The sequence below is a fragment of the Clostridia bacterium genome (assembly GCA_034926675.1).
In the GTDB taxonomy this organism is placed as follows: Bacteria; Bacillota; DTU025; order DTU025; family DTU025; genus JAYFQW01.
This window is the reverse complement of sequence record JAYFQW010000024.1, coordinates 41,793-67,561: the sequence shown is the minus strand read 5'-3', so window position 1 is coordinate 67,561 and position 25,769 is coordinate 41,793. Positions and strand designations below refer to the sequence as shown.

General features: G+C 59.5%; 23 protein-coding genes and 1 other RNA gene. All 24 read left to right on the top strand.

What is annotated here, in order from left to right:
* The 24 genes from VB144_07495 to ssrS all read left to right on the top strand — a co-directional run bounded on the left by VB144_07495 (position 1) and on the right by ssrS (position 25,745).
* Positions 1 to 1,203 (top strand): sporulation protein YqfD, encoded by a 1,203-nt coding sequence (locus VB144_07495; GenBank protein ID MEA4883483.1) that lies wholly within the window; start codon positions 1 to 3, stop codon positions 1,201 to 1,203.
* Between the two features lie 7 nt (positions 1,204 to 1,210).
* Positions 1,211 to 2,212, top strand: a complete 1,002-nt coding sequence (locus tag VB144_07490) for a PhoH family protein (protein MEA4883482.1) — start codon at positions 1,211 to 1,213, stop codon at positions 2,210 to 2,212.
* A 5-nt stretch (positions 2,213 to 2,217) separates the two neighbouring features.
* The gene (locus VB144_07485) at positions 2,218 to 4,533 is read left to right on the top strand and encodes an HDIG domain-containing protein (protein MEA4883481.1); all 2,316 of its coding nucleotides are present in this window, start codon (positions 2,218 to 2,220) and stop codon (positions 4,531 to 4,533) included.
* Positions 4,514 to 5,059, top strand: coding sequence for an rRNA maturation RNase YbeY (gene ybeY / locus VB144_07480; protein ID MEA4883480.1), 546 nt, complete (start codon positions 4,514 to 4,516; stop codon positions 5,057 to 5,059). The genes VB144_07485 and ybeY overlap by 20 nt, the downstream gene beginning before the upstream one ends.
* Positions 5,060 to 5,092: 33 nt before the next feature.
* On the top strand, positions 5,093 to 5,470 hold the full coding sequence (locus VB144_07475; GenBank protein ID MEA4883479.1) for a diacylglycerol kinase family protein: 378 nt from the start codon (positions 5,093 to 5,095) through the stop codon (positions 5,468 to 5,470).
* Positions 5,471 to 5,478: 8 nt separating this feature from the next.
* Positions 5,479 to 6,531, top strand: a complete 1,053-nt coding sequence (locus tag VB144_07470) for a DUF881 domain-containing protein (protein ID MEA4883478.1) — start codon at positions 5,479 to 5,481, stop codon at positions 6,529 to 6,531.
* On the top strand, positions 6,494 to 7,609 hold the full coding sequence (locus VB144_07465; GenBank protein MEA4883477.1) for a DUF881 domain-containing protein: 1,116 nt from the start codon (positions 6,494 to 6,496) through the stop codon (positions 7,607 to 7,609). The genes VB144_07470 and VB144_07465 overlap by 38 nt, the downstream gene beginning before the upstream one ends.
* Complete coding sequence (locus VB144_07460) at positions 7,606 to 8,676, top strand: DUF3048 domain-containing protein (protein MEA4883476.1); 1,071 nt, start codon at positions 7,606 to 7,608, stop codon at positions 8,674 to 8,676. The genes VB144_07465 and VB144_07460 overlap by 4 nt, the downstream gene beginning before the upstream one ends.
* Positions 8,677 to 8,678: 2 nt before the next feature.
* Positions 8,679 to 9,095, top strand: coding sequence for a cytidine deaminase (locus VB144_07455; GenBank protein MEA4883475.1), 417 nt, complete (start codon positions 8,679 to 8,681; stop codon positions 9,093 to 9,095).
* Positions 9,092 to 9,976 carry a GTPase Era gene (era, locus tag VB144_07450; protein ID MEA4883474.1) on the top strand — a complete coding sequence of 295 codons (885 nt, stop codon included), beginning with the start codon at positions 9,092 to 9,094 and terminating at the stop codon, positions 9,974 to 9,976. The genes VB144_07455 and era overlap by 4 nt, the downstream gene beginning before the upstream one ends.
* Positions 9,977 to 10,039: 63 nt before the next feature.
* Positions 10,040 to 11,068, top strand: coding sequence for a tRNA preQ1(34) S-adenosylmethionine ribosyltransferase-isomerase QueA (queA, locus tag VB144_07445; GenBank protein MEA4883473.1), 1,029 nt, complete (start codon positions 10,040 to 10,042; stop codon positions 11,066 to 11,068).
* A gap of 36 nt (positions 11,069 to 11,104) precedes the next feature.
* Entirely contained in the window at positions 11,105 to 12,211 is a 1,107-nt protein-coding gene (tgt, locus tag VB144_07440) for a tRNA guanosine(34) transglycosylase Tgt (GenBank protein MEA4883472.1), read from the top strand.
* Between the two features lie 36 nt (positions 12,212 to 12,247).
* Complete coding sequence (gene yajC / locus VB144_07435) at positions 12,248 to 12,553, top strand: preprotein translocase subunit YajC (GenBank protein ID MEA4883471.1); 306 nt, start codon at positions 12,248 to 12,250, stop codon at positions 12,551 to 12,553.
* Between the two features lie 31 nt (positions 12,554 to 12,584).
* Complete coding sequence (locus VB144_07430) at positions 12,585 to 13,370, top strand: hypothetical protein (protein MEA4883470.1); 786 nt, start codon at positions 12,585 to 12,587, stop codon at positions 13,368 to 13,370.
* 143 nt (positions 13,371 to 13,513) lie between these two features.
* The gene (locus VB144_07425; protein MEA4883469.1) at positions 13,514 to 14,182 is read left to right on the top strand and encodes an HD domain-containing protein; all 669 of its coding nucleotides are present in this window, start codon (positions 13,514 to 13,516) and stop codon (positions 14,180 to 14,182) included.
* Between the two features lie 76 nt (positions 14,183 to 14,258).
* Positions 14,259 to 15,845 carry a hypothetical protein gene (locus VB144_07420; GenBank protein ID MEA4883468.1) on the top strand — a complete coding sequence of 529 codons (1,587 nt, stop codon included), beginning with the start codon at positions 14,259 to 14,261 and terminating at the stop codon, positions 15,843 to 15,845.
* A complete protein-coding gene (locus tag VB144_07415) occupies positions 15,842 to 17,578 on the top strand; it encodes a VWA domain-containing protein (GenBank protein MEA4883467.1) in 1,737 nt (578 codons plus the stop codon). The genes VB144_07420 and VB144_07415 overlap by 4 nt, the downstream gene beginning before the upstream one ends.
* A gap of 65 nt (positions 17,579 to 17,643) precedes the next feature.
* Positions 17,644 to 19,368, top strand: a complete 1,725-nt coding sequence (gene recJ, locus VB144_07410; GenBank protein ID MEA4883466.1) for a single-stranded-DNA-specific exonuclease RecJ — start codon at positions 17,644 to 17,646, stop codon at positions 19,366 to 19,368.
* A gap of 55 nt (positions 19,369 to 19,423) precedes the next feature.
* Entirely contained in the window at positions 19,424 to 21,574 is a 2,151-nt protein-coding gene (locus VB144_07405; protein ID MEA4883465.1) for a bifunctional (p)ppGpp synthetase/guanosine-3',5'-bis(diphosphate) 3'-pyrophosphohydrolase, read from the top strand.
* A gap of 56 nt (positions 21,575 to 21,630) precedes the next feature.
* Positions 21,631 to 22,140, top strand: a complete 510-nt coding sequence (gene dtd, locus VB144_07400) for a D-aminoacyl-tRNA deacylase (protein MEA4883464.1) — start codon at positions 21,631 to 21,633, stop codon at positions 22,138 to 22,140.
* A gap of 13 nt (positions 22,141 to 22,153) precedes the next feature.
* Positions 22,154 to 22,804 carry an MBL fold metallo-hydrolase gene (locus VB144_07395; protein ID MEA4883463.1) on the top strand — a complete coding sequence of 217 codons (651 nt, stop codon included), beginning with the start codon at positions 22,154 to 22,156 and terminating at the stop codon, positions 22,802 to 22,804.
* Between the two features lie 132 nt (positions 22,805 to 22,936).
* The gene (locus tag VB144_07390; GenBank protein MEA4883462.1) at positions 22,937 to 24,109 is read left to right on the top strand and encodes a SurA N-terminal domain-containing protein; all 1,173 of its coding nucleotides are present in this window, start codon (positions 22,937 to 22,939) and stop codon (positions 24,107 to 24,109) included.
* A gap of 129 nt (positions 24,110 to 24,238) precedes the next feature.
* The gene (gene hisS / locus VB144_07385; protein MEA4883461.1) at positions 24,239 to 25,516 is read left to right on the top strand and encodes a histidine--tRNA ligase; all 1,278 of its coding nucleotides are present in this window, start codon (positions 24,239 to 24,241) and stop codon (positions 25,514 to 25,516) included.
* A 47-nt stretch (positions 25,517 to 25,563) separates the two neighbouring features.
* A non-coding RNA gene (ssrS, locus tag VB144_07380) (6S RNA) lies at positions 25,564 to 25,745 on the top strand.
* The last annotated feature ends 24 nt before the right edge of the window (positions 25,746 to 25,769 follow it).

The window sequence follows — 25,769 nt, the reverse complement described above, 5'->3', positions numbered from 1 at the left end:
GTGGCAGTTTCCGGCCTGTGGGAGTGGATGAGAGGATATGTTATAATCAAGGTCACAGGCAGGATGCTTGAGAGATTTGTTAACGCTGCTGCTAGCCAGCATATTGATCTGAGTGATCTGGTTCGCGTGGGCGAAGGGGCAATGATGGCTCGAGTGAGCCTGCGGGGGTATTTGCAGCTTCGCCCCCTGCTCTCTGCGTTCGGGTGTCGAGCCAGCGTGGAGATGCGCGGCGGAGCGCCGTTCATCGTTTCCGCGGCGTGGCGCCGTAAGGCGATGGTGGTCGGCATTGTCCTTTTCGCGGTCGCCCTGTACGGCCTGTCATCCGTGGTGTGGACTATCGACATGACCGGCGTGTCCCCGGAACGGAGAGCGAGGATCGTAGAGGTCCTTGAACGGCTAGGTGTGCGCCGATGGGTCAGGCGATCATCCATTGACATTGACTTTGTCCGCGATGAGCTCGCCCGCTCAGTGGACGGACTCGCGTGGGCCGGGGTGGAGTTGCAGGGAACTACGCTTGTGGTTCGCGGGGCCGACATGATAATGCCACAGCGGCCAGTAGGTCACATCGATCTCGTCGCATCATCAGATGCGGTGATCGAAAGGCTTATCGTACTCGCTGGCGAGGCGCGCGTTCGCGAGGGAGAAACCGTCGTAAGTGGTCAAGTTCTGGTGGCAGGGCGCGCAGCTGCCGTTCCTGGTGAGCAGCCAGTCCACGCCAGGGCAATCATCCGCGGCCGGGTATGGCGAGAGTTCCGGGCCAGGACGCCCCTTGAGATAGAGGAACGCATTCGGACAGGGAAATCCTCTGCTCGGTACCTATTCACAATCGGCGCCCTCCGGTTCGCAGTGGGCCGGCGAGGAGCCTACGATGCGTACGACACTGAGGAACTGGTGCGGCGGGTGCGCATCGGAAGGGGCGGGCCCTTTGACGTCGAAATCACCAGGGAGGTACGGCATGAGCTGTCGCTCGGGATCGGTTCCGTCACGCGCGCTGAGGCCTTCGCCCTTGCCAGGGAAGAGGCGGCCAGCGCTGCGCAACGGGCAATTCCGTCAGGCGCGGAGAGAGTGTCAGTGCTGGAGGAATCTGTCGATGAACTGGGCGATGATCTATCCCCATCTGCCGTGTCTGTGTGCTTGATAGTTGAGACCATTGAGGATATCGCACTAATGCGTGATAACGTCTCAGATGAACGGGGGGAGTAATCTCATTTTGAGCAATCCGGTTGTTGACGCTAAGTTCTGCACGAATGGAAATGCGGAGGCAGCTGCGCTTTTTGGGAACAGGGATGAGAACCTGAGGCTGGTTGAGCGCCTGTTGGGGTGCAAGATAATCGCCCGTGCCAATGAGGTGACTGTGTCGGGGCCAGAGGAGGCTGTGGGGAAGGCCGTCCGAGTCCTCGGCGATCTGCAGTCCGCCGTGCGCGCGGGCAATCGTGTTTCGGGGCGGGAGACTAGGTACTCTGTGATGCTTGCCCACGAAGAGCGGTCGGAGACCCTTTCGGGGTTGCTTGGAGATGTCGTTCAGGTCACCGCCAGGGGAAAGCAGATACGTCCGCGCACAATCGGGCAGAAGCAATACATCGATGCCATAAAGAAGAACGATATCGTATTCGGGATCGGCCCAGCCGGAACTGGCAAGACGTATCTCGCTATGGCCATGGCCATAGCGGCATTCAAGAATAAGCAGGTGAGCAGGATAGTCCTTACGCGTCCTGCAGTTGAGGCCGGAGAGAAGCTAGGGTTCCTCCCTGGCGACCTTCAGGAGAAGGTCGACCCCTACCTTCGTCCGCTGTACGATGCGCTCTTTGACATGCTCGGGCTCGAGGTGTACGAGCGTTACAGGGAGAAGGGCCTGATCGAGATCGCTCCACTTGCCTACATGCGCGGACGGACCCTTGACGATGCATTCATCATCCTTGATGAGGCGCAGAACACCACTCCGGAGCAGATGAAGATGTTTCTCACGAGGCTCGGGTTCTCTTCGAAGGCGGTGGTGACTGGGGACATCACCCAGATTGACCTGCCGAGGAGGCGGTTTTCTGGGCTGGAGGAGGTTCAGACAGTCCTATCGGGCATCGAGGGCATTGAGTTCGCGTATCTCACAGATCAGGATGTGGTGAGGCATGAACTGGTTCAGAAGGTCGTCCGGGCCTATGAGAGATTCGACTCCCGGAGGGCCAAGGAGCCAGCCGACAAGCTGGAAGCGAGGTAGAGTCAGTGGCACAGCCAACACAGGGCCAGTCACAGGGTGGAAGCGGGCGGCCGGGCGCCACAGCATGCCCACGAGCGGCTTCGCGAGGAGCGTCTGGCTCGAAATCCCGTGTTTCGGCGGCAATTGGCGCGGTTTTCGGAAGCCGCCTCACGATAGCCTTCGTGGCAGTAGCCGTCGCGGCGGTGATGGTGTCGTGGGTCCTTCTGCCTAGGGCGGTGGAGCTTGCTCCTGGGCAGCTTGCCAAGAGGGACATAGATGCTCCACGCACCGTTGTGAACAGAGTCGCCACGGACAAGCTCAGGGAGGACGCGCGCAAGGCATATCTGAGGAATGCCCCAAGCTTCTCAGGGAACTACGAGGTCAATCTGTCGTACTCGTACATGGCCGAAGAGGCGGTGGATTCGGTATTCGCCGCTGTTGTATCCGCAAACGCCAATGATCCCAAGGCTTCAGCTCAGGCTGTTGCACGTGCTGCCCAGCGTCTGCTCACGGAGGCCAAGGGGCTTTCGGTGTCTGTGGATGACTTGGCGATCCTGGCAGACCTGGATCGGGCCCAGCTGGACTCGGTCAAGTCTGCGGCAGTCTCGTTGGCTGGAGACACGATGAGGGAAATCCGAATCACCGATTCCAATCTGCAGGCGGTTTCGAGCGGGATTCCTGATGATCTTGCGCGCCTTGGAGTCCTAGCAGTGGCGATCCGACCAGCATCGCGCGTGGTGGTGGCGGCCTTGAGGCCCAATCTATCGCTGAATCTTGCAGGGGTGGAGAAGGCAGCGGACGAACAGGCCAAGATGGTGCAGGCCGTGTACATTCACAAGGGGCAGAGCATCATCAGGCGGGGCGATCCAGCTACTGAAGAGCAGATCGCGATCCTTGCCGATCTGGGCCTTCTGGGTAAGCGCGGGAATCTACTCGGATGGATTGGCGTGGTCGCGCTGTGTGCGACGGCAGTGGCCTACACCTCCGCGTACATCAGGAGGTTCACCCCTAGAGTCCCGTCCGCTCAGGGAGTGCTGGCGCTTTCGGCAGTCGCTGGGCTGGTGTCGCTTCTGTCTAGCGCTGTGCTTGTAAGCGTTGTGCCGGATTTAGCGCCTTACCTGGCGCCAGCTGCCTTTGCGGCCATGGTGATCTCGTCTCTCGTATCCCTTGAAATGGCTCTGGTGGTCAACCTGTCAGTGGCGGTGCTGGTAGGAGCCTTGATGCGCGGCGACATGTTTGCAGTCCTTGTCGCAGCTGCGGCGGGGGCGTGCGGCGCCTATGCGATCCCTAGGCTACGCGACAGGACAAGCATGACCGGCGCAGCGCTGTACGTTGGCGGAGCCATTGCGGCTGTGTCGTTCATATACGGATCCGCCTTCGGCGAGCCAGCGATCTCTTCGAGATGGTATCTCGGATTCGTGAATGGTATAATATCGACCGTGATGACCCTTGGTTTTCTGCCATTCTTCGAGGCCATATTCGGGGCGGTATCTCCCCTGCGCCTCCTCGAGCTATCAAATCCAGGCCATCCTTTGCTCAGAAGGCTGTTGCTTGAGGCGCCCGGGACCTACCATCATTCTATACTTGTGGGAAACCTGGCAGAGGCAGCGGCGCAAGCCATCGGAGCTGATGCTCTGCTAGTGAGGGTTGGCGCCCTGTACCACGATTGCGGCAAACTGAAGCGTCCATACTTCTTCGCGGAGAACCAACTTGCTCAGGCGAACCCGCACGACAAGATCAGTCCGTCGCTTTCGACTCTGATCATAACGTCGCATGCGAAGGACGGCGCCGATCTGGCCCGCGAATTCCGGCTTCCCGAGGCAGTGGTGGATATTGCTCAGCAACACCATGGGACGGGGCTCGTATCATTCTTCTACTACAGGGCCACTGAGAGTGATCGGGACTTGTGCGTGGACGAAAAGGACTTTCGGTACCCTGGGCCTAAACCACAGAGCAGAGAGGCGGCAATAGTCATGCTGGCCGACTCGACTGAGGCTGCTGTTCGGGCGTTGCCGAATCCTTCACAGTGGCGGATCAACAACACTGTGAAAAAGATAGTCAAGGACAAGCTCAACGATGGACAGCTCGACGAATGCGAACTCACACTCAAAGACTTGAATGCGATGGAGACGGCCTTTATGGGTGTTCTTTCTGGTGTGTACCACGAGCGGGTCGAATACCCTGACCTTGTGCAGAAGGACTCCCCAAAGGAGCGCCAGCCGGAAGTCAAGGCAGTCTGCGCCGATTCTCAGGCGAGTCAGGCGGAGATGGTGACGGAGCAGGCGCACTCAGCGTCTGGATCCGAGGGAGGAGCAACGCCGCATGTCAGTGGAGATAGTTGACCGACAGGACGAGGTCGATCTGGCTCCCGACCTCGAGGGCAAAGTAAGGGAGGCAGTTCAGATAGCACTTCAAACCGTTCTAGGAAGAGATGATTTCGAGGTTGATGTGAGTTTCGTGGATGACGCTGAGATAGCCAGGCTTAATGCCGACTACCGCGGCATCGACGCGCCCACCGATGTTCTATCTTTCCCTCTCGAGGACCCAGACGAACTGATTGCTGACGATGCCACAGATATCGAGCTGGCGGAACTGCCCGATCATCCCAACATGATACCTGCTGGGGATGAAGAAGAAGAGATCGAGTGTTCAATGCCTGATGAGCTTCTCGGTGATGTGGTAATATCGCTCCCTCGCGCTCGGGAACAGGCAGAGGAGTACGGCCACTCTCTTGCGAGAGAGGTCTGCTATCTCACTGTCCACGGTGTGCTTCACCTGGCGGGGCATGACCACGAGACTCAGCAGGGTGCAGCGGATATGAGAGCGCTTGAGGAATCGATCCTTGGAAGGATTGGACTCTCGCGATAGACTGGCGACGGGCGCTGGCCGGAGGCGGTTAGGTTGAAAGCGCGTAATGTTCGGGAGAGTTTCGGATTTGCTGGCCTTGGGATCGCCCACGCCTATCGCACAGAGCGCAACTTGCGCATCCACGTCGTCGCGGTCGTCCTGGTGGGGGCCATGTGCATGGTTCTTCGTGTGGATTCCCGCGAGGTGTGCCTTCTGGCGCTGGCGGCCACCATTGTGCTCTCAGCGGAGATGATCAACACTGCGGTGGAGCTGTGCGTGGATCTCGTCACTCAGGAATTTCATCCGCTGGCCGCGGCGGCCAAGAACGTGGCCGCAGGAGCGGTCCTTGTCTCAGTTGTCGGCGCTGTGGCTGTCGGCCTGGGGGTCTTCGGCCCACGGTTGTTTGCGATCATCAAAGGCCTTGCGAGGTGAAACAGGCTATGGCAGCCAAGCCCAGGCCAACGAAACCTGCCAGGCGGCAGCGGCAGTGGCTCACTGGCATTATCATAGTGCTTCTTTTTGTCAACATCATGGTTCTGGCGCGCGCAGCGGAGCTGATCACCTTTCCGGGCGAGGTATCGAAGACCGCTCTTCTGCGCGAGGGCGCAATGTCGTTGGCGGATTACTACGAATCACAAGCAACTAAGCTGGGGCTTGATCGCAACGCCGCCGTGAGAGATGCCCTTGCGAAGTTCAAGTTCGAGGTATCGAAGGCGAATGATGCTGAAGCCATCGCCTACATTATTGGCTACTATGGCAGGGCTACCGGCGATGTGATAGAACGTGAGCAGGAGAACAGAAGGCGCGAGGCAGTGCTTGCCATCATCAACGGCGACCAGAAGACCATGGCCGTCACGGGGCAGGCAATGATCACTGTCTCTGCGGATCAGGACGGACGAATCAGCGTGGAGGATTCGGCGCACGTTCTATCCCTCTCAACCATCGACGCGATCCAGAAAAGCTCGGCGCTTTCTGGGCTGGCGAGCCCCATCGATATCGAGATCTCCGTGGGCAAAGCGAACGTGATCACCCCCAGAACGATGCAGGACAGAATCAGGCTTCTCCGGGATGAAGCTGATTCGTTGAGGCTTGCTCACGAAGAGGTAAGGCGCGCTGCGGGATACTCGCCGTTATCAGGACGCGGAGTATCTGTGTCGATGTACGATGCGGAGGGCGGCTTCTCCAAAGATGAAGTAGTTCAGGAGAAGGACATCCGCGATGTAGTAAACGAGCTGTTCGCCGCGGGCGCGCAGGGTATCGAAGTGGGGGGCCAGAGGCTCATCGCCACATCGTCCATACGCTCAGCAGGCCCACAGATCCTTGTGAATCAGCGGCCGATTCCCGTGAACCCTGCCGTGGTGCGGGCGGTCGGTGACCCTGAGGTCCTTGAGAGCAGTCTCGATCTGATCAAGAACTCCCTCAAGCGATGGGGGATCAATGTGAGAGTGGAGCGGTATGACAGCATTAGCCTATCGCCGTACCGCGCCCAGTGATCGCCGGATCGCGCGGCGCAAGGTAAGGATACAGCGGGTCAGGATGGGCGAGCTTAACTGGCTTGCCCTGCTTCTTCTCGCCTCGATCGTCCTGCTTTTCGACGCCATAGTCATAGGAAGGCAGATCAAACTCATAAGATTGCCCGGAGAGATGACCGATGTGGACATGGCCAAGAGCGGCGCCATGGCCTACGTCGAGCTTGAAAGGGGCATCCTGCAGGTGGACAAATTCACCGGGATCGGCTCGGCCGGGCCTGTGCTGGATGGGGCCCAGAGCGCGTTTGCGGCCGCACGGAGCAGGGAGGATGTAGGGCGAGAGCTGTCCGCGATCTCTCGTGGACTGGCGTCGGCGGTACAGTCAGACAGGGCAGAGGCCGCCAGGTCTCGCATAGCGGAGCTTGTCGAGGCTGATGCTCGAGTGAAGAGCGGCAAGGCGGCTGACAGTTACGTCCTCGTCACCTCAATCGGAGGCGAGGTGAAGGTGCAGGACCGTCAGTCCGCGCTGAGCCGGACGACTCTCGATGCGATCACGAAGGACCCAAGCATCCAGAGGGCTCCGTACGCGATTGAGGTGCAGATCACGCAGTCAGGAGTGACGTTCGACTCCGGCGATCCAGTGGCAAGCGGAGCTGCCCTATCCAGGGAGATCGCCTCTCTCACTGCCTCCATTGCGGAGGAACGGGTGTCTGCCGGCCTTGCAGAGATGGATGGCCCCGGCGTGCAGGTCAGGGCGTACGACGCCCCTTCCGGCTACGGGTGGGATGAGATAGTCCACCAGAAAGACATCCTCGATATCCTTGATGCCCTGTTCGCTGCAGGTGCGCGAGGCGCGATGGTTGGAGGGGAGCGGATCGTCGCTGCCTCCTCGGTGCGGTGTGTCGGCCCGGTGGTCCTGGTTAACCAAAGACCTGTTCCAGTCAATCCAATCAAGGTGTACGCAGTCGGCGATCGGGCCGTGCTTGCGAAGGCGCTTGTGCCTATTGCCGGTCGGTTTGCGAAGAGCGGGAAACGGCTGGAGGTAGTCAGAGAACCCAGCGTGCGTCTGGCAGCAAATCACAAGGGTGGGCTGCAGTGGTGAACCGCAGAGTTTGGCTGGTGCTGGCGGCTATGGTCGTGGTGCTGTGCGCCGCCGTGGCGATTAGGCTCTCAATCGGGACGGCGTCGATCGGTGGGCGCGAACACGCGCTATCCGATGACTCATCGGCAGATACCGGGTCGTTGGGGAGGGACGAAGCTGATAGCGTCAGATCAGGGCCATTGACGTGGATAGACCCCCTCGATGGGAGGACGCGCGCGTCGTTTGACTCTCCAACATACTTCGCGGCAGCGGTTGAAAACTCCCCTGCTGCCAGGCCCCAGAGGGGACTTGCGGATGCGCGGGTCGTTTACGAGATGCTTGCAGAGGGCGGAATCACAAGGTTCGTCGCCTTCTACTCCGCGTGCGACGGAGGGCCGATAGGACCAATTCGCAGCGCCAGGCCCTACCTAGTGGAGGTTGCGCAGGAGCATGGCGCGATGTTCGTACACTGCGGAGGAAGCGCGGAAGCGCTGGCCATGATCGCCAGGCTGAAGTACCCAGCGATAAACGAGATGAGGAATGGGGTTGCCTTCTTCCGAGATCCATCGAGGCGCATGCCGCACAACCTATTTGCGAAGCCGAAGGCACTCGCGGAACAGGCGAGGAAGCTCGGTATTCGTACGGATTTCGCTGAATCAGGGTTCGAGTTCGCGAAGGCGCCGGTGCGGATGAAGGATCACGCGAGCAAGGCAACGATCAAGTACCCAGCTGGCTACTTAGTGAGATGGGAGTATGATCCGTCGTCGAACCGGTGCCTCAGGTTCATGGGAGGCCAGCCGCATACCGACCCGGATTCGCAGGCTCAGATCTCGGCCGCGAATGTCATCATCCAGTATGCAGTGACGAAAATCATCGATAAAGAAGGCCGAGTGTCCATTGCCAGGCAGGGCAGTGGAGACGCGCTGATGCTCATAGGCGGGCGGATTGTGAGGGGATCCTGGGAGAGGGAAGCGTCTGACCCCACGCGCTATCTGGGGCCGGATGGCGCCTGCGTCAAGCTCAACCCCGGCGCCACCTGGATACAGGTAGTCCCGGTGGGAACGGATGTTCAGATTGTGGAGGGATGACTGTGCTGGATGCCGGTGATAACCCAGGAGCCCTGGAGGAACTTATCAGGGTCGCGCGACACGCCCGCGAGAACGCGTACGCACCCTACTCTCGATTTCGAGTGGGTGCAGCGGCACTCGCGAAAAGCGGAAGGATATATGCTGGGTGCAATGTGGAGAACGCCTCGTTCGGCGGCACAATATGCGCTGAGCGGACTGCGCTTGTGAAGGCGGTATCTGAGGGTGATCGGGAGTTTCTGCACATCGTGGTGGCGTCGGACAGGCCTGAACCGGTGACGCCGTGCGGCATCTGTAGGCAGTTCATGGCCGAGTTTGGTCTGAACACTCCAGTCACGATGATCGGAAACGATGGCATTCGCGTCACCCGCACTGTCGGAGAGCTCCTTCCCGGGGCGTTTAGGTCGGAGGATATGCTGTGAGATCAGGTTTTGTGGCTATCGTTGGAAAGCCCAATGTGGGCAAGTCGTCACTTCTGAATGCGCTTGTCGGGGCGAAAGTCTCCATTGTAACCGACAAACCTCAGACCACCAGAAACCGAATCTCCGCCATTGCGAATCTCGATGGCGCGCAGATCGTGTTTCTCGATACGCCCGGGATACACAAGCCCCTCCACACGCTGGGGGAAAGGCTGGTGAATGCTGCCCGCGGCGCGCTCGACGATGTGGACCTCATACTCATGGTGGTGGATGCGTCATCGCCTGCTCGCCCTGAAGATGAGACCGTGGCGTCGTATGTCTCGAAGGCTGCTGCTCCTGCCTGGCTCATCATCAACAAGATCGATCTGGTGAGTGCGGAGAGGGCCTCAGAGGTGGAGCGACTCTCGAGGGATCTCGCTGGTTTCCAGAGGGTGAAAGCAGTGTCGGCTGCAACAGGCAGGAACCTGCCTGGGTTCGTGGAGGAGATCGCGACCGTGCTGCCGGAAGGCCCAATGTACTATCCACCCGGTGTTCAAGTCGACAGGCCCGAGGAGTTCATTGTCGCGGAGTTTATCCGCGAGAAACTGATCGACCTGACCCGTGAGGAGATACCGCATTCCATTGCTGTCGTCGTTGATGAGATGACGAGGCGCGAAGACCGCGACATAGTGGACATCCGTGCAGTGATACTTGTGGAGAGAGAATCGCAGAAGGGCATCGTGATAGGCGCCGGTGGAAGCGTGCTTCGGCAGACCGGGACACTTGCGCGCATGGAGATCCAGCGGTTGCTCGGCTCCCAGGTGAATCTCCAGCTGTGGGTGAAGGTCAGGAAACGCTGGCGAGATGACGAATCGTTCCTCGACAGACTCGGCTACAGCGAGTGACGCCAAGCGAATGACGCCAAGCGAGTGACGCCAAGCGAGTGACGCGAAAGGACATGCCAACATATGCAGCTCAGTGAGTTCGATTACGACCTTCCAAAGCGCTTGATAGCACAGACCCCGCTTCAGATCAGGGACGCTTCCAGGCTGATGGTGCTCCATCGGGACAGCCTCGAGGTGGAGCACAGGCAGTTCCACGATCTCCCGGAGTACCTCCGCCGAGGCGACGTGCTGGTGCTCAATGATACCCGGGTGATGCCTGCGCGGCTCTCGGCCAAGCGCGAAACCGGAGGCAAGGTGGAGATCCTGCTCCTTTCGAAGAAAAGCGACGAAGGCACGACCTGGGAGTGCCTTGCACGCCCGGGTCGGCGCGCGCAGGTGGGCGAGACCCTCTCTTTCGGCGGGGGAAGGATGACAGGATGCGTTCTCGACAAGACCGACTACGGAGGCCGCGTGATCGCATTCGAGGCTTCTGAAGGTGTCGACGCGGTGGTCGATGCAATAGGAGAGATGCCCACGCCTCACTACATAAAGGAGCATCTGTCCACTCCAGACCGGTACCAAACAGTATACGCATCGGTGCGAGGCTCTGCAGCAGCGCCCACAGCGGGGCTTCACTTCACCCAGGAACTCCTGGACCGGATTAAGGCAAACGGAGTGACGCTGGCCAGGGTTACCCTCCATGTCGGGCTTGGAACCTTCCGTCCGGTGAAAACGGAGCAGATCGAAGCGCATGTGATGCACTCAGAGCACTACCACGTATCCAGCGAGACCGCTGCTGCAATCAACAGCGCCCGCATGGCTGGGGGAAGAGTTGTGGCGGTTGGCACCACAGCCGTGCGCACCCTAGAGACCGTTGCAGCCGAGGATGGTTCCGTCAATCCAGGTGATGGATGGACGGGCATCTTCATCTACCCCGGCTATCGGTTCAAAGCCGTGGATTCCATGGTGACCAACTTCCATCTGCCCAAATCCACCCTGGTGATGATGGTGTCGGCCTTCGCAGGGAGGGACTTCGTTCTCAGCTCGTATCAGGAGGCCGTGAACCAGGAGTACAGGTTCTTCTCATTTGGCGATGCGATGCTCATACTCTAGCACGGATTCAACAGTGAGGTGGTCCATATTCATCCGGTGAGTTTTACTATACACAAGAGATCCACAACAACAGCAGCCAGGGCGGGAGTACTGCACACTCCTCACGGCGACATCCAAACCCCGGTGTTCATGCCAGTTGGGACTCAGGCCACTGTGAAAACCGTATCTCCAGACGAGCTCACTGGGCTTGGCGCCCGGATTGTCCTTGGGAACACGTATCATCTCTATCTCAGGCCAGGCCATGAGCTGATTGCGAAGGCTGGCGGCCTGCACCGGTTCATGTCGTGGGGAGGGGCTGCTCTCACCGACTCAGGCGGGTTTCAGGTGTTTTCCCTGGGGGCGCTGCGCAAGATCACTGAGAATGGCGTGGAGTTCCGATCCCACATCGACGGGTCTCCTCACATGTTCACGCCTGAGCGAGTGATGGAGATAGAGATGGCGCTAGGAGCGGACATCGCCATGTGTTTCGATGAATGTGCTCCTTATCCGTGTGAGCGGGATTACGCGCGAAGCTCCACGGAACTTACTGCCAGATGGGCGGAGAGGTGCCTTGCCGCCCACGACCGTGAAGACCAGGCCGTATTCGGAATAGTGCAGGGATCGACCTATGCGGATCTGCGAAAGCAGAGCGCGGCCCAGATGGTGTCGATGGGATTCCCCGGGTTTGGCATAGGAGGCCTTTCGGTTGGCGAACCTAAAGAGATCATGTACGAGATACTCGATGCGGTGGTTCCGTGCCTGCCCGAGGAGAAGCCTCGTTACTTGATGGGCGTGGGCTCTCCCGATGCGCTCCTCGAGGGGGTTGCCCGGGGCATCGACATGTTTGATTGCGTTCTCCCCACCAGGAACGCCAGAAACGGAACGGTATTCACGAGGTCCGGAAGGATCATCGTGCGCGATGCGTCATATGCGGAGGACTTCGGCCCTCTGGATCAGGGGTGCGACTGCTATGCGTGCACCCATTTCTCCAGGGCATACATACGGCATCTTCTCAAGGCAGGCGAGATCTTGGGCTTGAGGCTCACCTCCCTCCACAACCTTCGGCACTTGGTCAGGATGATGGAGGAGATGAGGGCAGCGATCATCGATGGGACTTTTGATGAATACCGGAAGGAAACATGGCGGGTCTGGTATAATAACTAAGGCATTACCCACTTGGGAAATGGAGGTAAGCAGCGAATGCAACCAGGACAGAGTCAGAACCTGTTAGTCACATTGCTCCCATTTGCCGTTCTGATGGTGGTCTTCTACTTCATGCTGATCCGACCGCAGCAGACGCAAAAGAAGAAGCGCGAAACCATGCTCTCGGGGTTGCGCAAGGGCAACAGAGTAGTAACCATCGGAGGAATACACGGCGAGATAGTCGAGATCAAGGACGACGCACTAATCGTGAACGTCGCAGACCAGGGCGAGCGCATCATCATGCGCTTCTCCAAATGGGCAGTGCAGGATACAGTGGGCAAGGAGAATCAGCAGAGTTCCTAGGGGTCGGCGTCACTATAGGAGGCCTGGATCTATGATTACGAGAAGAACCTGGATTACATATGCGCTTGCCGCAGCTCTCCTGGCGGGCATGTGCATCCCCTATGCCGCAGCTGCCGCTGATGCTGCAGAGGCGGTCGCGGCGGAGTTCGTCAGTGCTTTTCAGAAGTGCGACTGGAAGCGGGCGCAGTCCTTCTGTTCCGACGCAGCGCTTTCGTGGGTGGAATATGTCTCTGCTAGAGATGGCAAGACCGACGGCATCACATCGATATCCAAGGTGGAGTCGAGTGTTCTCGGCGAGAGCATCCGTGCGAAGGTGTACTACGTCAATGCTGACGGGCAGTTGCGAGTCAGATACCTGAAGATTCGCGATATCGAAGGCCGCCCCGCCGTGGTCGATGATCGCATGATGGGCCGCGAATGGGTTTCCCTCTCCTACCGGAAGGGGCTTTTCGCAACGCCTCAGGAGATAGGCGGAGTGCGCGTCACTGTCCTCGGACTTCTTGAGGCCCCTCCCGAGGTAAAGATCGACCTCCTAGTGGAGAACATATCCGGACCAGCGGATTGCATGGTGCTTCCGTCGATAGAGGCTTTCTATGTGGTGGATGCGGATGGAGCAGTCAGGCAGAAGTACTACGCGAGCGCGCCCGAATTACTGCCTGAGAAACCGCTGGCTAAAGGCGAGACGATGCGCACATATGCCATACTGCCGTTTTGGAGCGCTGATCCTGCCTTCTCAGGAAGGCAATGGAAGAAGATCACATGGACTCTGTACGTGCCTTTCGGGCCGTTGGATCAGTTCGCGTTCGACTACATGTAGGCTCACAGCGAACGATGTCCACGTCCACACGGATAACGCCCATACGGAGAACGGCGGCCGCGCCTGCATGGCGCGGCTGTCGGCGTAGGTGTGGGGTAGACTCGCGGGGCGCGCGAGCACACAACAGAGGTGATGATGATCATATGGATGGAAAGCTGAGCATCAAGGATGTGCGGAGCAACCCCGAGGTGAATGCTCTGGTGGAACGGGCGAACTTGAACCTTGGAGCGATGGGATACACAGAGCACGGCCCGCGCCACGCGTTTCTGGTGTCGAGCATCGCCCACAATGTCCTTGAAACACTGAAGTACGACCCCAGATGGGCGGAGCTTGCGGGCATCGCTGGATATATCCACGATATCGGAAACGTCGTGTCGAGGGATCATCACGGACAGAGCAGTGCGATTATGGCGTGGTCCCTTCTCACCAGGATGGGCATGAGCGTGGAAGAGACGGCCCTGGTGATGGCGGCAGTCGGCAACCACGAGGAGGAATATGGCCACCCTGTGAACGAGGTGTCGGCAGCGGTTATTCTTGCCGACAAGACCGACGTGCACCGGACTCGCGTCCGGAACCGCGACGTGGCCTCCTTCGATATCCACGACCGAGTGTCATACGCGGCCACCAAATCCCGGCTGGATATCGACGCTGAGCACAGGCTCATTACGCTCTCACTCGTGACCGATACTGAGATGTGCCCCGTAATGGAATACTTCGAGATATTCCTATCCCGCATGACCATGTGCAGAAAGGCCGCAACCGTGCTCAACTGCAAGTTCGGTCTTGAGATCAACGGAGCATGCTTGCTGTGATCCGCCGACTGGGGATCAAACTCCACGCGCGGTGCAATACTACTCTTCGCACAATACCGACGCGGAGGGGTTCCTTTTGCGCCCATACGAGAGCCTTGTGAAGCATGAGGGAAACGCTGCTCTGTTTGAAGCAGTGGAGATCTCCATTGTGGCGGCCATAGCGGGGCGGCCAGTGCATGTGCACGCGGAAGGCGTGAGAGGAACCGGAAAGACCACCATAATGCGCTCGGCGGCTGGCGTTCTTCCCAGGATCGATCGGATTACTGGCTGCGAGTACAACTGCAGGCCATGGGCGCCACACTGCCCAGTCCATCGCGACATGCCTCTGTCACGCCTTCACGACCTCAGCTCAGAGAGGATCATGATGCCATTCCTCGAGGTATCCCACTCGGCCAAGCTTGGCACGGTGGTAGGCAGCATCGATCTTGCTAAGGTAATGGACCGAGAGAGGCCAGGCGCTGCCATCCTGCTCGGCACGATCCCCAGAGCGAACCGGGGCATAGTCTTCATCGATGAGATAAACCGGCTTGCCGACACCTCCCCCGAGCTAACCGATGTCTTGCTAGATGTAATGGGAACGAAGCCCGGCAGGGTGCAGATCGAGGAGTCTGGTCTCCCGGTGGTGGCGGTGCCTGTGGAGATCTCGGTATGGTCCGCGTCCAACCCTGACGAGGACCCGGGCCCTTTGGAGGACGTGAGGAGGCAGCTTTCCGATAGGTTTGATCTGTCGGTTGAGATGGGCCGAGCGAGCGAGTTGCCGATGATCAGGAGGATCCTAGAGCTCGACGACTTTTGCGCCCAGAGCAGGCAGCTCTCGCTGTCTGCTCCCGAAGGCAGCAGGGGCGCTGCATCCGCTCCGGCTGATCCTGGTTCGGGGGGATGGAAGGGCCGGCTCGTGGCAGCGGGCGCCCTCGTTCCGCGGGTCAGCTACCCTGACGAGTTGGTCGAGCTTCTTGCCCAGATATACGTGGACTTCGATATCGAGAGCATCAGGGCCATGGAATCAGCCAGGATCACCTCGAGGTGCAGGGCAGCTCTGGCGGGCAGAAGCTGTGTTGCGCTGGAGGACATCAGGGCAGTGCTGCCAGCGGTGCTAAGGCACAGGGTGGAGATTGCTGCCCTGTCGAGCATCCTTCGGTACGTTGACGCGATGCAGGAGAAGTCGGCCGGCAGGCCAACCTCTGCCCTGGCAGGAGGGGGCTGCTCGGGGCCTGGGCAGACGCCAGGGTCTGCGCTAGGGGGCGGTGGTCAGTGCTACGACCGCAGCTGGGAGTCGAGAGTTGGGGCGGGGCCCGGGCCCGGGCTTGGGCTTGGATCTGGGGCCGGGCCTGGGGGCCAACCCGGCATTGCCGGGATGCCTGGAATCCGTGGGATGCTCCACAGGGTGTTCGAGCGCATGAAATCCGATGGGGCTGACTCCGGATCCGGAGCCGGACCTGAGGATGGCGGAGGCCAGGGGAGAAGGTCAGCCGGGTGCGGAAGCCCGACAGACGGAGGAAACGGGATTGGCGGCGCCAGGGCGAGCGTGGGTTCTGGTGTGCATGGCGATGCTGATGAGGGCGGAGGCGGGCCTGCGGTGTGCGAAGCATGTCCGCCCAACCCTGCGCGCCCCATAACCGACATCGGCCCCAAGGTCGTCTTCGCAGAGGATGACTTGAGTTGAGGCTTGAGGAAATAGCGGCATTCACCAGAGACGTGAACCAGGAGCTGGATAGGGGGCTCGGGGTGCGCATAGGGGAGACTGCAGTGGCGTCGAGGCGCATTCACATACTCGACCCTGCGCATCCCGAGGTGATGACGGTGAGGTGCATGGCAGACGCAGGGCAGGTCTTCTACGGAAGATCCAAGGCCTTCGAAGTCGTGCACCTCGACGTTTTCCACGCCCTGGCAGACATAGACCACACTGCGGTGGCTTTAGCTGTGAGGCATGCAGCGGAGGAATTCGCGAGGGAGATGTGTATTGGGCCTGAGCCGTGGTCGCTTAGATCATGGCCATCTGGAAACCTCGCGGACTTCGTGGACGTGCAGACCGGGACTGGCGGCGGCCGGGCCACTGGCAGCCTCAAGTTCGGCAGAAAGGCGTCGCTCCGAACTGCGCACAGAGGCCATGTCCATCTTGCAGCCATGCTTCCACCTGATGCGACGGGCCTGATCTACTATCTCGTCCGCGAAGTAGAACTCGCCATAAGGTTGGCAGGGGGTGAGTTGCGTCAGGTTGAGAGGGTGGCTAACAACCATTCCGTCATAGGCAGTCCGCTGGACCTATCGCCATACTCTTCGCAGATGGATTCGCTGCTTCGCGAGGACAATCAGCCGGGCTCAGGGACGGACCGTTCAGCTGAGATGAAAGACGCGCTGGATGCGTCGGCGGATTTCGGTTCTGTAACCAGCCTTCGATCCTTCCTGGAGTGTGCCGCCAGTCCAAACAGGCGCGAGAGCCCATATGCCATGCTCGAACGGGAATTCGGCGATGCCGAGGGCATGCTCGCAAGGCTCCGTGCGCTGGAGATAGTTGACGGAGACGGCGCTTCGGTGACGCTTTCTGATAAAGGCCTCCGGATCCGGGATTTCCTTCGCCGGTTCGCCCGCGAGGTCGAAACCCAGATGCATAGGCTTATCCGCAGGGCGGCTCGGCCAGCCTGCACACCGCTTGAGCGGAGCGATTTCGCGGTCTCCTCTGCGGGCAAAGCAGGTCATTACTCTGCTCTTCGCACAATGCGCGCAGATGAGGCAGATTTCCGGGGCGAGATCGCTGTGCCTGAGACAGTAACCACCTGGGCGGTGAGGTGCGCCAAGAGCGGCGAGATACTGCCGATGCAGAGAGACGATGTCCGCATCGAGCAGAGGCGGCGGAGACGAAAGGTCGACGTATGCCTGTTGATCGACGCAAGCGCCAGCATGGCCGGGAAGCGCATCCAGGCCGCGAAGCATCTTGCAAGGTATCTGTTTCTTGCGTGCCGCGACAAGGTGACCGTGCTTACCTTCCAGGATCGATCTGTGACCTGCCACGTGGTGCGAGCCCGTTCCGTGAAGGCGCTGGAGGACGGGTTGGCAACCGTGAGACCGGCAGGGCTCACTCCGCTTGCCGCGGGGATTGTCGAGGCGGTCCGCGTACTCGCGAGCAGCAAAGCCACGCCCACTCTCCTGGTGCTGCTCACTGATGGGATTCCCACTATGAACCAGTGGACTGGAGACCCTGCACGGGATGCTCTCACTGCGGCCGAGCAGATAGCCAAGTACGGTCTTCCCTTCACGTGCATAGGACTGTCCCCGAACAAGGGGTTCCTTCGCAGGCTGGCGGAGGTGGCCCATGGGACCCTCTACATTGTCGATGAGTTCGATCGCGATCTCCTGGCGAAGGTCGTCCGGGATGAGCGCGACCGGGTGCAAACATGATAAACTGTGCAGGGGATCTGTATCACAGGTCGAATTGTCCCTGATTAAGATGGGTGGATCGCATAATGGCTGCTAGGAAGAAAACATGGGTGGTTCTCGAGGGCAACCCTCGGGCGGAGGAGGAACTCGCGCGGGAATGCGGAGTCCCTGCTCCAGTTGCGAGAGTGCTTGTGAACCGAGGCCTCCTGGATGGCAAGGCCGCGGCGGCTTTTCTCTCCCCTGCACGTGGGAACATGCATGATCCGTTTATGCTTCCGGACATGAAAGAGGCGGCGGGCAGGATTGTGGACGCGGTCGCCAGAGGCGAGAAGATCAGAGTCTACGGCGACTACGACGCCGATGGCGTCACGGCGGTCTCGCTTCTCGTGACCGTGTTGTCGGCCTTAGGAGCTTCTGTCGACTATCGCATCCCCAATCGCCTCGTGGAGGGATACGGCCTCAGCACCGAAGCGATAGAGCGCGCGGCTGATGAGGGCGTGTCGGTAATGGTGACCGTGGATTGTGGAATCGGAGCTGTGGAGGAGGCGCTTGCGGCTCGATCGCGGGGCATGGATCTGATCATCACAGACCACCACGAGGCCGGGCCGGAAATTCCCAGGGCACTGGCCGTTATCAACCCCAAAAGGAAGGGTTCTCTGTATCCCTTCAAGGATCTGGCCGGGGTCGGAGTCGCGTTTAAGCTTGCCCAGGCATTCTGGGAGCTCTCGAATCGCCCTGCTGGGCATGGCGATCCGTGGCGCCATCTGGATATCGTTGCTCTGGGAACTATAGCTGACGTGGTCCCTCTTGTCGGCGAAAACAGGATCATAGCAAGAGCAGGACTCGCCATGATGAAGTCATCACAGAATTTGGGAATACGGAATCTAATAGATGTGTCTGGGTTCGCAGGCCGGGAGATCAAGGCGGGGAATGTTGGCTTCTCGATGGCGCCTCGAGTGAATGCAGCTGGCCGGCTCGGCGATCCCTCCCTCGGGGCAAGGCTGTTTCTCACGGATTCTCAGGCGGAAGCCGCTGGCCTTGCGGCCATGCTCGATGAGGAGAACCGGAAAAGGCAAGAGATAGAGGCTGGCATTTTTCGTGACGCATGGGCTCCAGTCAGCAAGATGAACACCGCGTCCACAAGGGCGATAGTGCTAGGGTCCGAATCGTGGCATTCAGGGGTCATCGGGATCGTTGCTTCAAAGATCGCGGAGCTTACCTGCAGGCCCACTGTGCTCGTGTCGTTCGACGGCGATGTGGGCCGCGGTTCGGGGCGAAGCATTCCAGGTTTCAACCTGCATTCGGCCTTGACGGAATGTTCTGACCTGTTGCTGAAGTACGGTGGCCACGCGCAGGCTGCGGGGCTCTCCATACGAGCTGACGATCTGGACAGATTCCGGGAGAGGCTCAATGAACTCGGACACAGATGGCTCACTCCCGAGGATTTGGTTCCTCAGGTGAGTGTAGACGCGGAACTGCAGGAGAGCGAGATTTCCATCGAGCTTGCCAGGGGCCTGGCCGTTCTCGAACCGTTCGGACTGGGAAACCCGACACCCGTGTTTCTTACACGAAGACTGCTGGTTCTCGAGCAGAAACAGGTGGGGCCGGAAGGACGGCACCTCAAGCTCAAGCTGGGCAAGGGATCGCGGATTGTCGACGCCATCGGTTTCCGCATGGCACAGCATTACGCCGATCTTGCGCGTCAGGCTGGAGAGGTGGATGTCGCCTACGGCCTGGAGGTAAACGAATGGAACGGGCGGGAATCCGCGGAGCTTAATCTGAAAGACATGAGGCGGTCGGAGGCTGTGTGAGGCGGTTTCGCGCTGCATAAAGCCGCTTTACGTAGTGCAGGGAGGCCAAGCGAGCATGGTCCGGTCCAAACACACCATTGAGGATCTCTTGGCAAAGGCAGGCAAGAATCGTCCTGGCGTGGACATGGGAATGGTCCGCCAGGCGTGGGAGTATGCTGAGTGTGCACACTCGGGGCAGTTCCGCGAGTCGGGAGAGGCGTATTTCGAGCATCCCGCGGCGGTGGCATTCATCCTCGCCGGCATGGACCTCGACCCGAACACGATCACGGCTGGGCTTCTGCATGATGTGGTGGAGGACACGAGCAAGAGTATTGATGAGATAAGGACCACGTTCGGGCCTGAGATTGCCATGCTGGTGGACGGGGTGACCAAACTCTCCCGCCTTGATTTCAAGAACCGCGAGGAGCAACAGGCAGAGAGCCTTCGGAAGATGTTCGTATCTATGGCAAAGGATATCCGGGTGGTTCTCATCAAGCTTGCCGACAGGCTCCACAACATGCGCACATTGCGGCATTCGCCGCCGGAGAAGCAGAAGAGGGTTGCGCGGGAAACGGTTGAGATATATGCCCCCCTCGCCCACAGGCTCGGGATGTGGGCCATCAAGTGGGAACTCGAGGATCTCTCCCTTCGGTATCTTGAGCCAGCAGCCTACTATGAACTAGTGGATCGGGTCGCCAAGAAGAGGCAGGAAAGAGAGGGCATCATCGAGGACGCCCGTCGGACTCTTGCCGCTGCTCTTGAGGAGATAGGGGTTTCTGGCGAGATCCAGGGCAGGCCTAAGCATTTCTTCAGCATATATCAGAAGATGACGCAACAGGGCAAGGATTTCAGCGAGATATGGGACCTCATGGGGCTTAGGGTGATCGTTGGAACGCTCAGGGAGTGCTATGCAGCGCTAGGAGCTGTGCACACCATCTGGAAGCCGATTCCGGGGCGGTTTAAGGACTATATCGCGATGCCCAAGTCCAACATGTACCAGTCTCTCCACACCACTGTAGTGGGGCCCCGTGGAGAGCCTCTCGAGATCCAGATCCGCACCGTAGAGATGCATCGGACGGCGGAATACGGCATTGCTGCTCACTGGCGCTATAAGGAAGGCGGAGCAGGCGGCGATTTCGAAGACAAGATAACCTGGCTTCGGCAGATTCTGGAATGGCAGAAGGAGACCAGAAACGGCGAGGAGTTCGTGGAGACCCTCAAGGTGGACCTCTTTTCCGATGAGGTGTACGTGTTCACCCCGAAAGGCGACGTGAAGGCCTTGCCTGCCGGCTCTACGCCCATCGATTTTGCCTACGCGATTCACACGGATGTGGGCAACAGGTGCGTGGGTTCCCGCGTGAACGGGAGGATGGCGCCCCTCGGAACTGAGCTCGCCACCGGCGATATCGTTGAGGTGATCACGAGCAAGACGACCACCGGTCCAAAACAGGACTGGCTGGCGATTGCCAAGACCGCCAAGGCCAAGGGCAAGATCAGACAATGGGTGAAGGAGCTTAGAAGAGAGGAATCCATCGAGCGAGGGAAGGAACTGCTTGAGCGGGAACTGAGGCGCGTTGGGGCTGAGGTTCACGCGAACATGAAGGAGGATCGCCTTCTCGACGCGGCTCACAAGTTCAGCCATCTGAGCGCAGAGGACTTCCTGGCGAGCATCGGGTACGGGAGGATCTCGGCCGCGCAGGCCATAGGGAAACTCCTGCCAGAACGGGTGCAGGAGGATCAGAGGCCGGCTCGCGAAGCCCACCCCAGTGTCCGTTCTTCTAAGGGCGTGCGGGTGCACGGTGTGGACAATGTGCTCGTGAGGTTCGCCAGATGCTGCAGCCCGGCGCCAGGAGACGCCATTGTAGGCTACATCACCAGAGGGCGCGGGATTTCTGTTCACAGAGAGGATTGCCCGAATGTGGGTATCGAGATAGACGATGAGAACAGGCGGGTTGAGGTTGAGTGGGACATCGGCGAAGGCGTCTCCTATGCCGTCGAGATCGAAATGGAAGCCCACGATAGCCCAGGGCTGCTCACTGATGTCATGAACGCAGTGGTGGAGACCCATGCGCACGTGAGTGCAGTCACCGCTCGAACTCTCAAAAGTCACGCTGCGATGATCAACATGACTGTAGAGATAACCGATGTGGCCCACATGAACACGGTGATCCGCAGGCTTTCCAAGGTCGCCGGGGTCCGCGATGCTCACAGGGCGCGGCCAAGCTAGGGCATTCAGCTTGGAGGAGGATCACAGATACTTCGGTGCAGGCAGGTGTGGTGTAGTTGAGGGCTGTTGTGCAGAGGGTCGGCAGCGCGTGGGTGAGAGTGCGCCAGGAGAACGCCCGGGGTGAAGAGGCTGGCGGCAAAGAGGTCGACGGTGAGATGGGGCGCAGTGCGGAGGTAGGGAGGATCGGCCGCGGCGTACTGGTGCTCCTCGGGGTGACTCGGTCGGATGGGTCTGATGATGTCTGCTACATGGCCGACAAGATCACGGGCCTTCGCGTATTCGATGATGCCTATGGCAAGATGAACCTCTCTCTTCGGGATGTGGGAGGCAGCATGCTTGCAGTCTCACAGTTCACGCTCTACGGCGATTGCCGGCGGGGCAAGCGGCCTAGCTTCACTGATGCTGCGCCTCCAGATCAGGCCGTCGTGATTTACCATGAGTTCATCGACGCGGTTCGAGCAACTGGAGTGCATGTGGAAACTGGGGTATTCAGAGCAGAGATGGAAGTGGGCCTGGTGAACCATGGACCTGTGACCATAATCCTCGACAGCTCCAGGGATTTCTAAGGGGGTTGCTGTATTGGCGGAATCAGAGAATCTCAGGGTTCAGCGTATGGCTGTTGGCCCTCTCTCCACCAACTGCTACATAGTGTGGCGCGATGGGGCAGATGAGGCGGCGGTCATCGACCCGGGAGCGCAGGCCGAGGGTATAGTGAGAGCCCTGGATTCACTCGGCCTCAGATGTGGGGCAATCATATGCACTCATGGGCACCCCGACCACATCGGTGGAGTCGGAGAGCTTCGCCGGATCACAGGAGCGAAGGTGCATGTGGGAGTGAAAGATGCTCCCATGCTTGCGTGCCCAATCGACACCTTCCGCATCCTGGCTCGGTGCGGAGCAGGCAACGACAGGCTGGATGCGGATGAGACTCTTGAAGACGGGGAGACACTGCACGTTGGCGGCGTGGACTTCCGCATTCTGGCCACGCCTGGCCACACTCCTGGAGGCGTATGCCTGTGGGCGCCTGAGGATCTCGTAGTGTTCACAGGCGACACCCTGTTCAACATGGGTGTGGGCCGCACCGACCTAGAGGGCGGTGACGAGGGTGCACTGTGGAAGTCCATCCACGATGTGTTGTTTCCCATGGACGAACGAACCCGAGTCTATCCTGGGCATGGAGCGGCAACCACGATAGGCGATGAGATGGCTTGGAACGGGCCTTCTCGTTGAAGCATAGGGATCGTTCAGCCCTGGCTTGCGCCTTGCAGCAGCCTTGCGCGCGCCTTGCGGGTGCGTTGACACTGCTTGAGCCGTGCGATACAATATCGTAGGTTACACAGCATAGCTGGGAGGGTTTCACATTTGTTCGTAGGAATGCGTAAGCGAATGGGCACCTTTGTAGCCGTTATAGCGGGGCTTCTCGCGGTTGGCATGATCGTACCTATGTTTCTGGAACGGTCTTCAGGTTCAGCTCAGGGCAGTGGGCTCACTGTCGCGAAGGTCGATGGCAGGCGCATAACCGAGCTCGAGCTCAGCCGCGAATTCGCCTGGCAGTACTACGAGCGCATGGCATTCGGAGGCCTGAGGCCCGATCAACTCGATTCGATAAGGTCGACGGTCATGGACAAGCTTATCGATGACGCAGCAATCCTCAACGCAGCGAAGAAGGCGAACTACGCTCCGGATCAGGCCGCAGTGGACTCGCAGGTCAAGTCGGACCGCGCCAACTTCGAGAACGATTCTGACTGGGTTTCCGCACTGTCGCGGTGGGGGTTCACCACAGCTTCCTATAGTAAGTGGGTGGCCGACCGGCAGATGGTAGAGGGATTCCCCAGGCAGGCCGTTGGTGCAGTTGAGGCAACAGAGGATGAGATCAAGGCCGAGTTCGAGAGGATGCAGAAGAGCCAGCCCAAGCTGGTTCTGGATGAGGTCCGCACTAATCTGGACAAGATGATCAGGCTCCGGAAGGAGAAAGAACTGCGCGACAAGTACCTTTCGGACCTTCGAACGCAGGCCAAGGTGAAGATATACGATTCCAGGGTGCTTGCCTACCGCGCAATGGAGGCCAAGGAGTACGACGAGGCTGTGAAGCAGTACCGCAAGGCCGCCAAGCTTCAGCCAGGCGACCCCTATCTCCAGGTGGCGCTGGGGCGGGCCCTTGCGCTGCAGGGAAAGGCGAAGGACTCTGTCGCCGCATTCGAGAAGGCAACGAAGATCGTGCCGACAGACCCGTACGTGGTTATCGCGCAGGCGGATGCCAACCGCGACGCGGGCGATGCTGATCAGGCCGTGGAGCTGTACAAGCGGGCGTCCGAACTAGCCGACAAGGACGTGTTCGCTCACGCACTGATAGCCGATGGATACCGGAAGATGGATAGGGCGGACGATGCATCAGCTGAGGATGCGCTCATGGCCGATATCCAGCTCGCACAGAAGGAAGCAGCGCAGAAGGCTCTAGAAGAAGCCAAGGCTGAGGCTGAGAAGAAGGCTGCGAATGATGCTAGCGCCCAGCCTGCGGTCGAGCCCAAGAAGTAGTTGATTCCCCCGGTTATACGTGGGCGGGTTGCGACCCGCCCGTTTTCATAGCCGACATCGTATGGCCCGTTTCTGATGGCTCATTCCCAGGCGGACGTGCTTGCACCGCAGGGAGGGGAGGATGCGTCAATGGAGATCAACGCGCCTAGGGGCACTTCCGACGTTCTGCCCGAGGACGTGGGATTATGGCAGTATGCTGAGGGCATTGTGAGGCAGACATTTGAGAAATACGGATACAGGGAGATACGCACGCCCATATTCGAGCACACTGAGCTTTTCGAGCGCGGCGTCGGACAGACTACCGACATCGTAGAGAAGGAGATGTACTCTTTCCCCGACAGGGGAGGGCGGTCCATCACCTTGAGGCCTGAAGGTACGGCGCCGGTTGCCCGGGCGTATGTGGAGCATCGGCTGGCAGCCCGGCCTCAGCCAACGAAAGTGTACTACATGGGACCCATGTTCCGGTACGAGCGGCCACAGGCAGGCAGATACCGTCAGTTCCACCAGTTCGGCGCCGAGGTGCTTGGCGCAGCGTCTCCGGCTGCGGATGTGGAGATCATCGCAATGCCGATCGAGGTGTTCCGCGCGCTCGGAATCGAGGACGTGGTGGTGAACCTCAACTCCATCGGCTGCCCTAGCTGCCGTCCTGCATACCGGGAAGTGCTCCGGCAAGCTTATGCTCCTGTCCACGATGGTCTGTGTCCATCCTGCAAGTCAAGGTACGACCGGAACCCATTGAGGCTGCTCGACTGCAAATCCGAGGAATGCAGGGCGCTTCTGCCGAGCCCGCCTCCAGTGTTCGATCACCTGTGTGCAGAGTGCAAGGACCACTTCACCCAGGTCAGGAGGCTCCTCGATTCCGTTGGGGTGGGCTGCACGCTCAATTCCCGATTAGTCCGTGGCCTCGATTACTACACCAAGACAACTTTCGAGTACAACATGGCGGGGATCGGCGCCCAGGATGCACTGGGAGGAGGAGGCCGCTATGACGGCCTCGTGGAGGAGTGCGGGGGAGGCCCGACCCCAGGCGTGGGCGTGGCATGTGGGATCGAGCGCTGTGTGCTCGCGATGAAAGCCAGCGCTTCCGATGATCGGTATGCGCAGAAGCTCGACGTGTACATCGTGGCTCTAGGCGAGCGCGCGCGCGAAAAGGCTTTCTCAGTTGCCTTCGAACTGCGTGGGGCTGGGATATCCGCAGACTACGACATTCTCGGACGCGGCCTGAAGGCCCAGATGCGCTATGCAGACAAACTGCGGGCCAGGTATGTTGCGATCATCGGCGATGATGAACTGGACGCTGGCGTCGCGACTTTGAAGAACATGACTGGCGGGGAGCAGGAGCGCGTGGGGTTTGACTCGCTCAGAGATCGCTTGTTCCAGATTATGGCGCCGGGCCGCGTTTGTTGAAAGGCTGACTTCTGTGTGATATGATATACCCGCTGAATGAAGACGCAATAACCCTGCTGTGCACGTGGGTGCACTGGCTGTTTACTTCCAACATCTCTTCTCAGGGAGCCCGGTCTCTACTACGAGCATGTGTGCCGCGCCGCAGGTGCGGAACGTTAACGTAGCAGGAGGGCGCCCACCTCGCAGCGCGGGGGAGAAGCGGCCAGACCTACGCCATGGCGGGGTATTTTCGTGCTCATTTTCGCGGACATCT

Bases quoted from the DNA above. Each gene is read 5' to 3' on its own strand.
- ybeY (MEA4883480.1), top strand. From the start codon at position 4,514: ATGTCAGTGGAGATAGTTGACCGACAGGACGAGGTCGATCTGGCTCCC.
- VB144_07470 (MEA4883478.1), top strand. From the start codon at position 5,479: ATGGCAGCCAAGCCCAGGCCAACGAAACCTGCCAGGCGGCAGCGGCAG.
- VB144_07465 (MEA4883477.1), top strand. From the start codon at position 6,494: ATGACAGCATTAGCCTATCGCCGTACCGCGCCCAGTGATCGCCGGATC.
- queA (MEA4883473.1), top strand. From the start codon at position 10,040: ATGCAGCTCAGTGAGTTCGATTACGACCTTCCAAAGCGCTTGATAGCA.
- yajC (MEA4883471.1), top strand. From the start codon at position 12,248: ATGCAACCAGGACAGAGTCAGAACCTGTTAGTCACATTGCTCCCATTT.
- VB144_07430 (MEA4883470.1), top strand. From the start codon at position 12,585: ATGATTACGAGAAGAACCTGGATTACATATGCGCTTGCCGCAGCTCTC.
- VB144_07425 (MEA4883469.1), top strand. From the start codon at position 13,514: ATGGATGGAAAGCTGAGCATCAAGGATGTGCGGAGCAACCCCGAGGTG.
- recJ (MEA4883466.1), top strand. From the start codon at position 17,644: ATGGCTGCTAGGAAGAAAACATGGGTGGTTCTCGAGGGCAACCCTCGG.
- VB144_07405 (MEA4883465.1), top strand. From the start codon at position 19,424: ATGGTCCGGTCCAAACACACCATTGAGGATCTCTTGGCAAAGGCAGGC.
- hisS (MEA4883461.1), top strand. From the start codon at position 24,239: ATGGAGATCAACGCGCCTAGGGGCACTTCCGACGTTCTGCCCGAGGAC.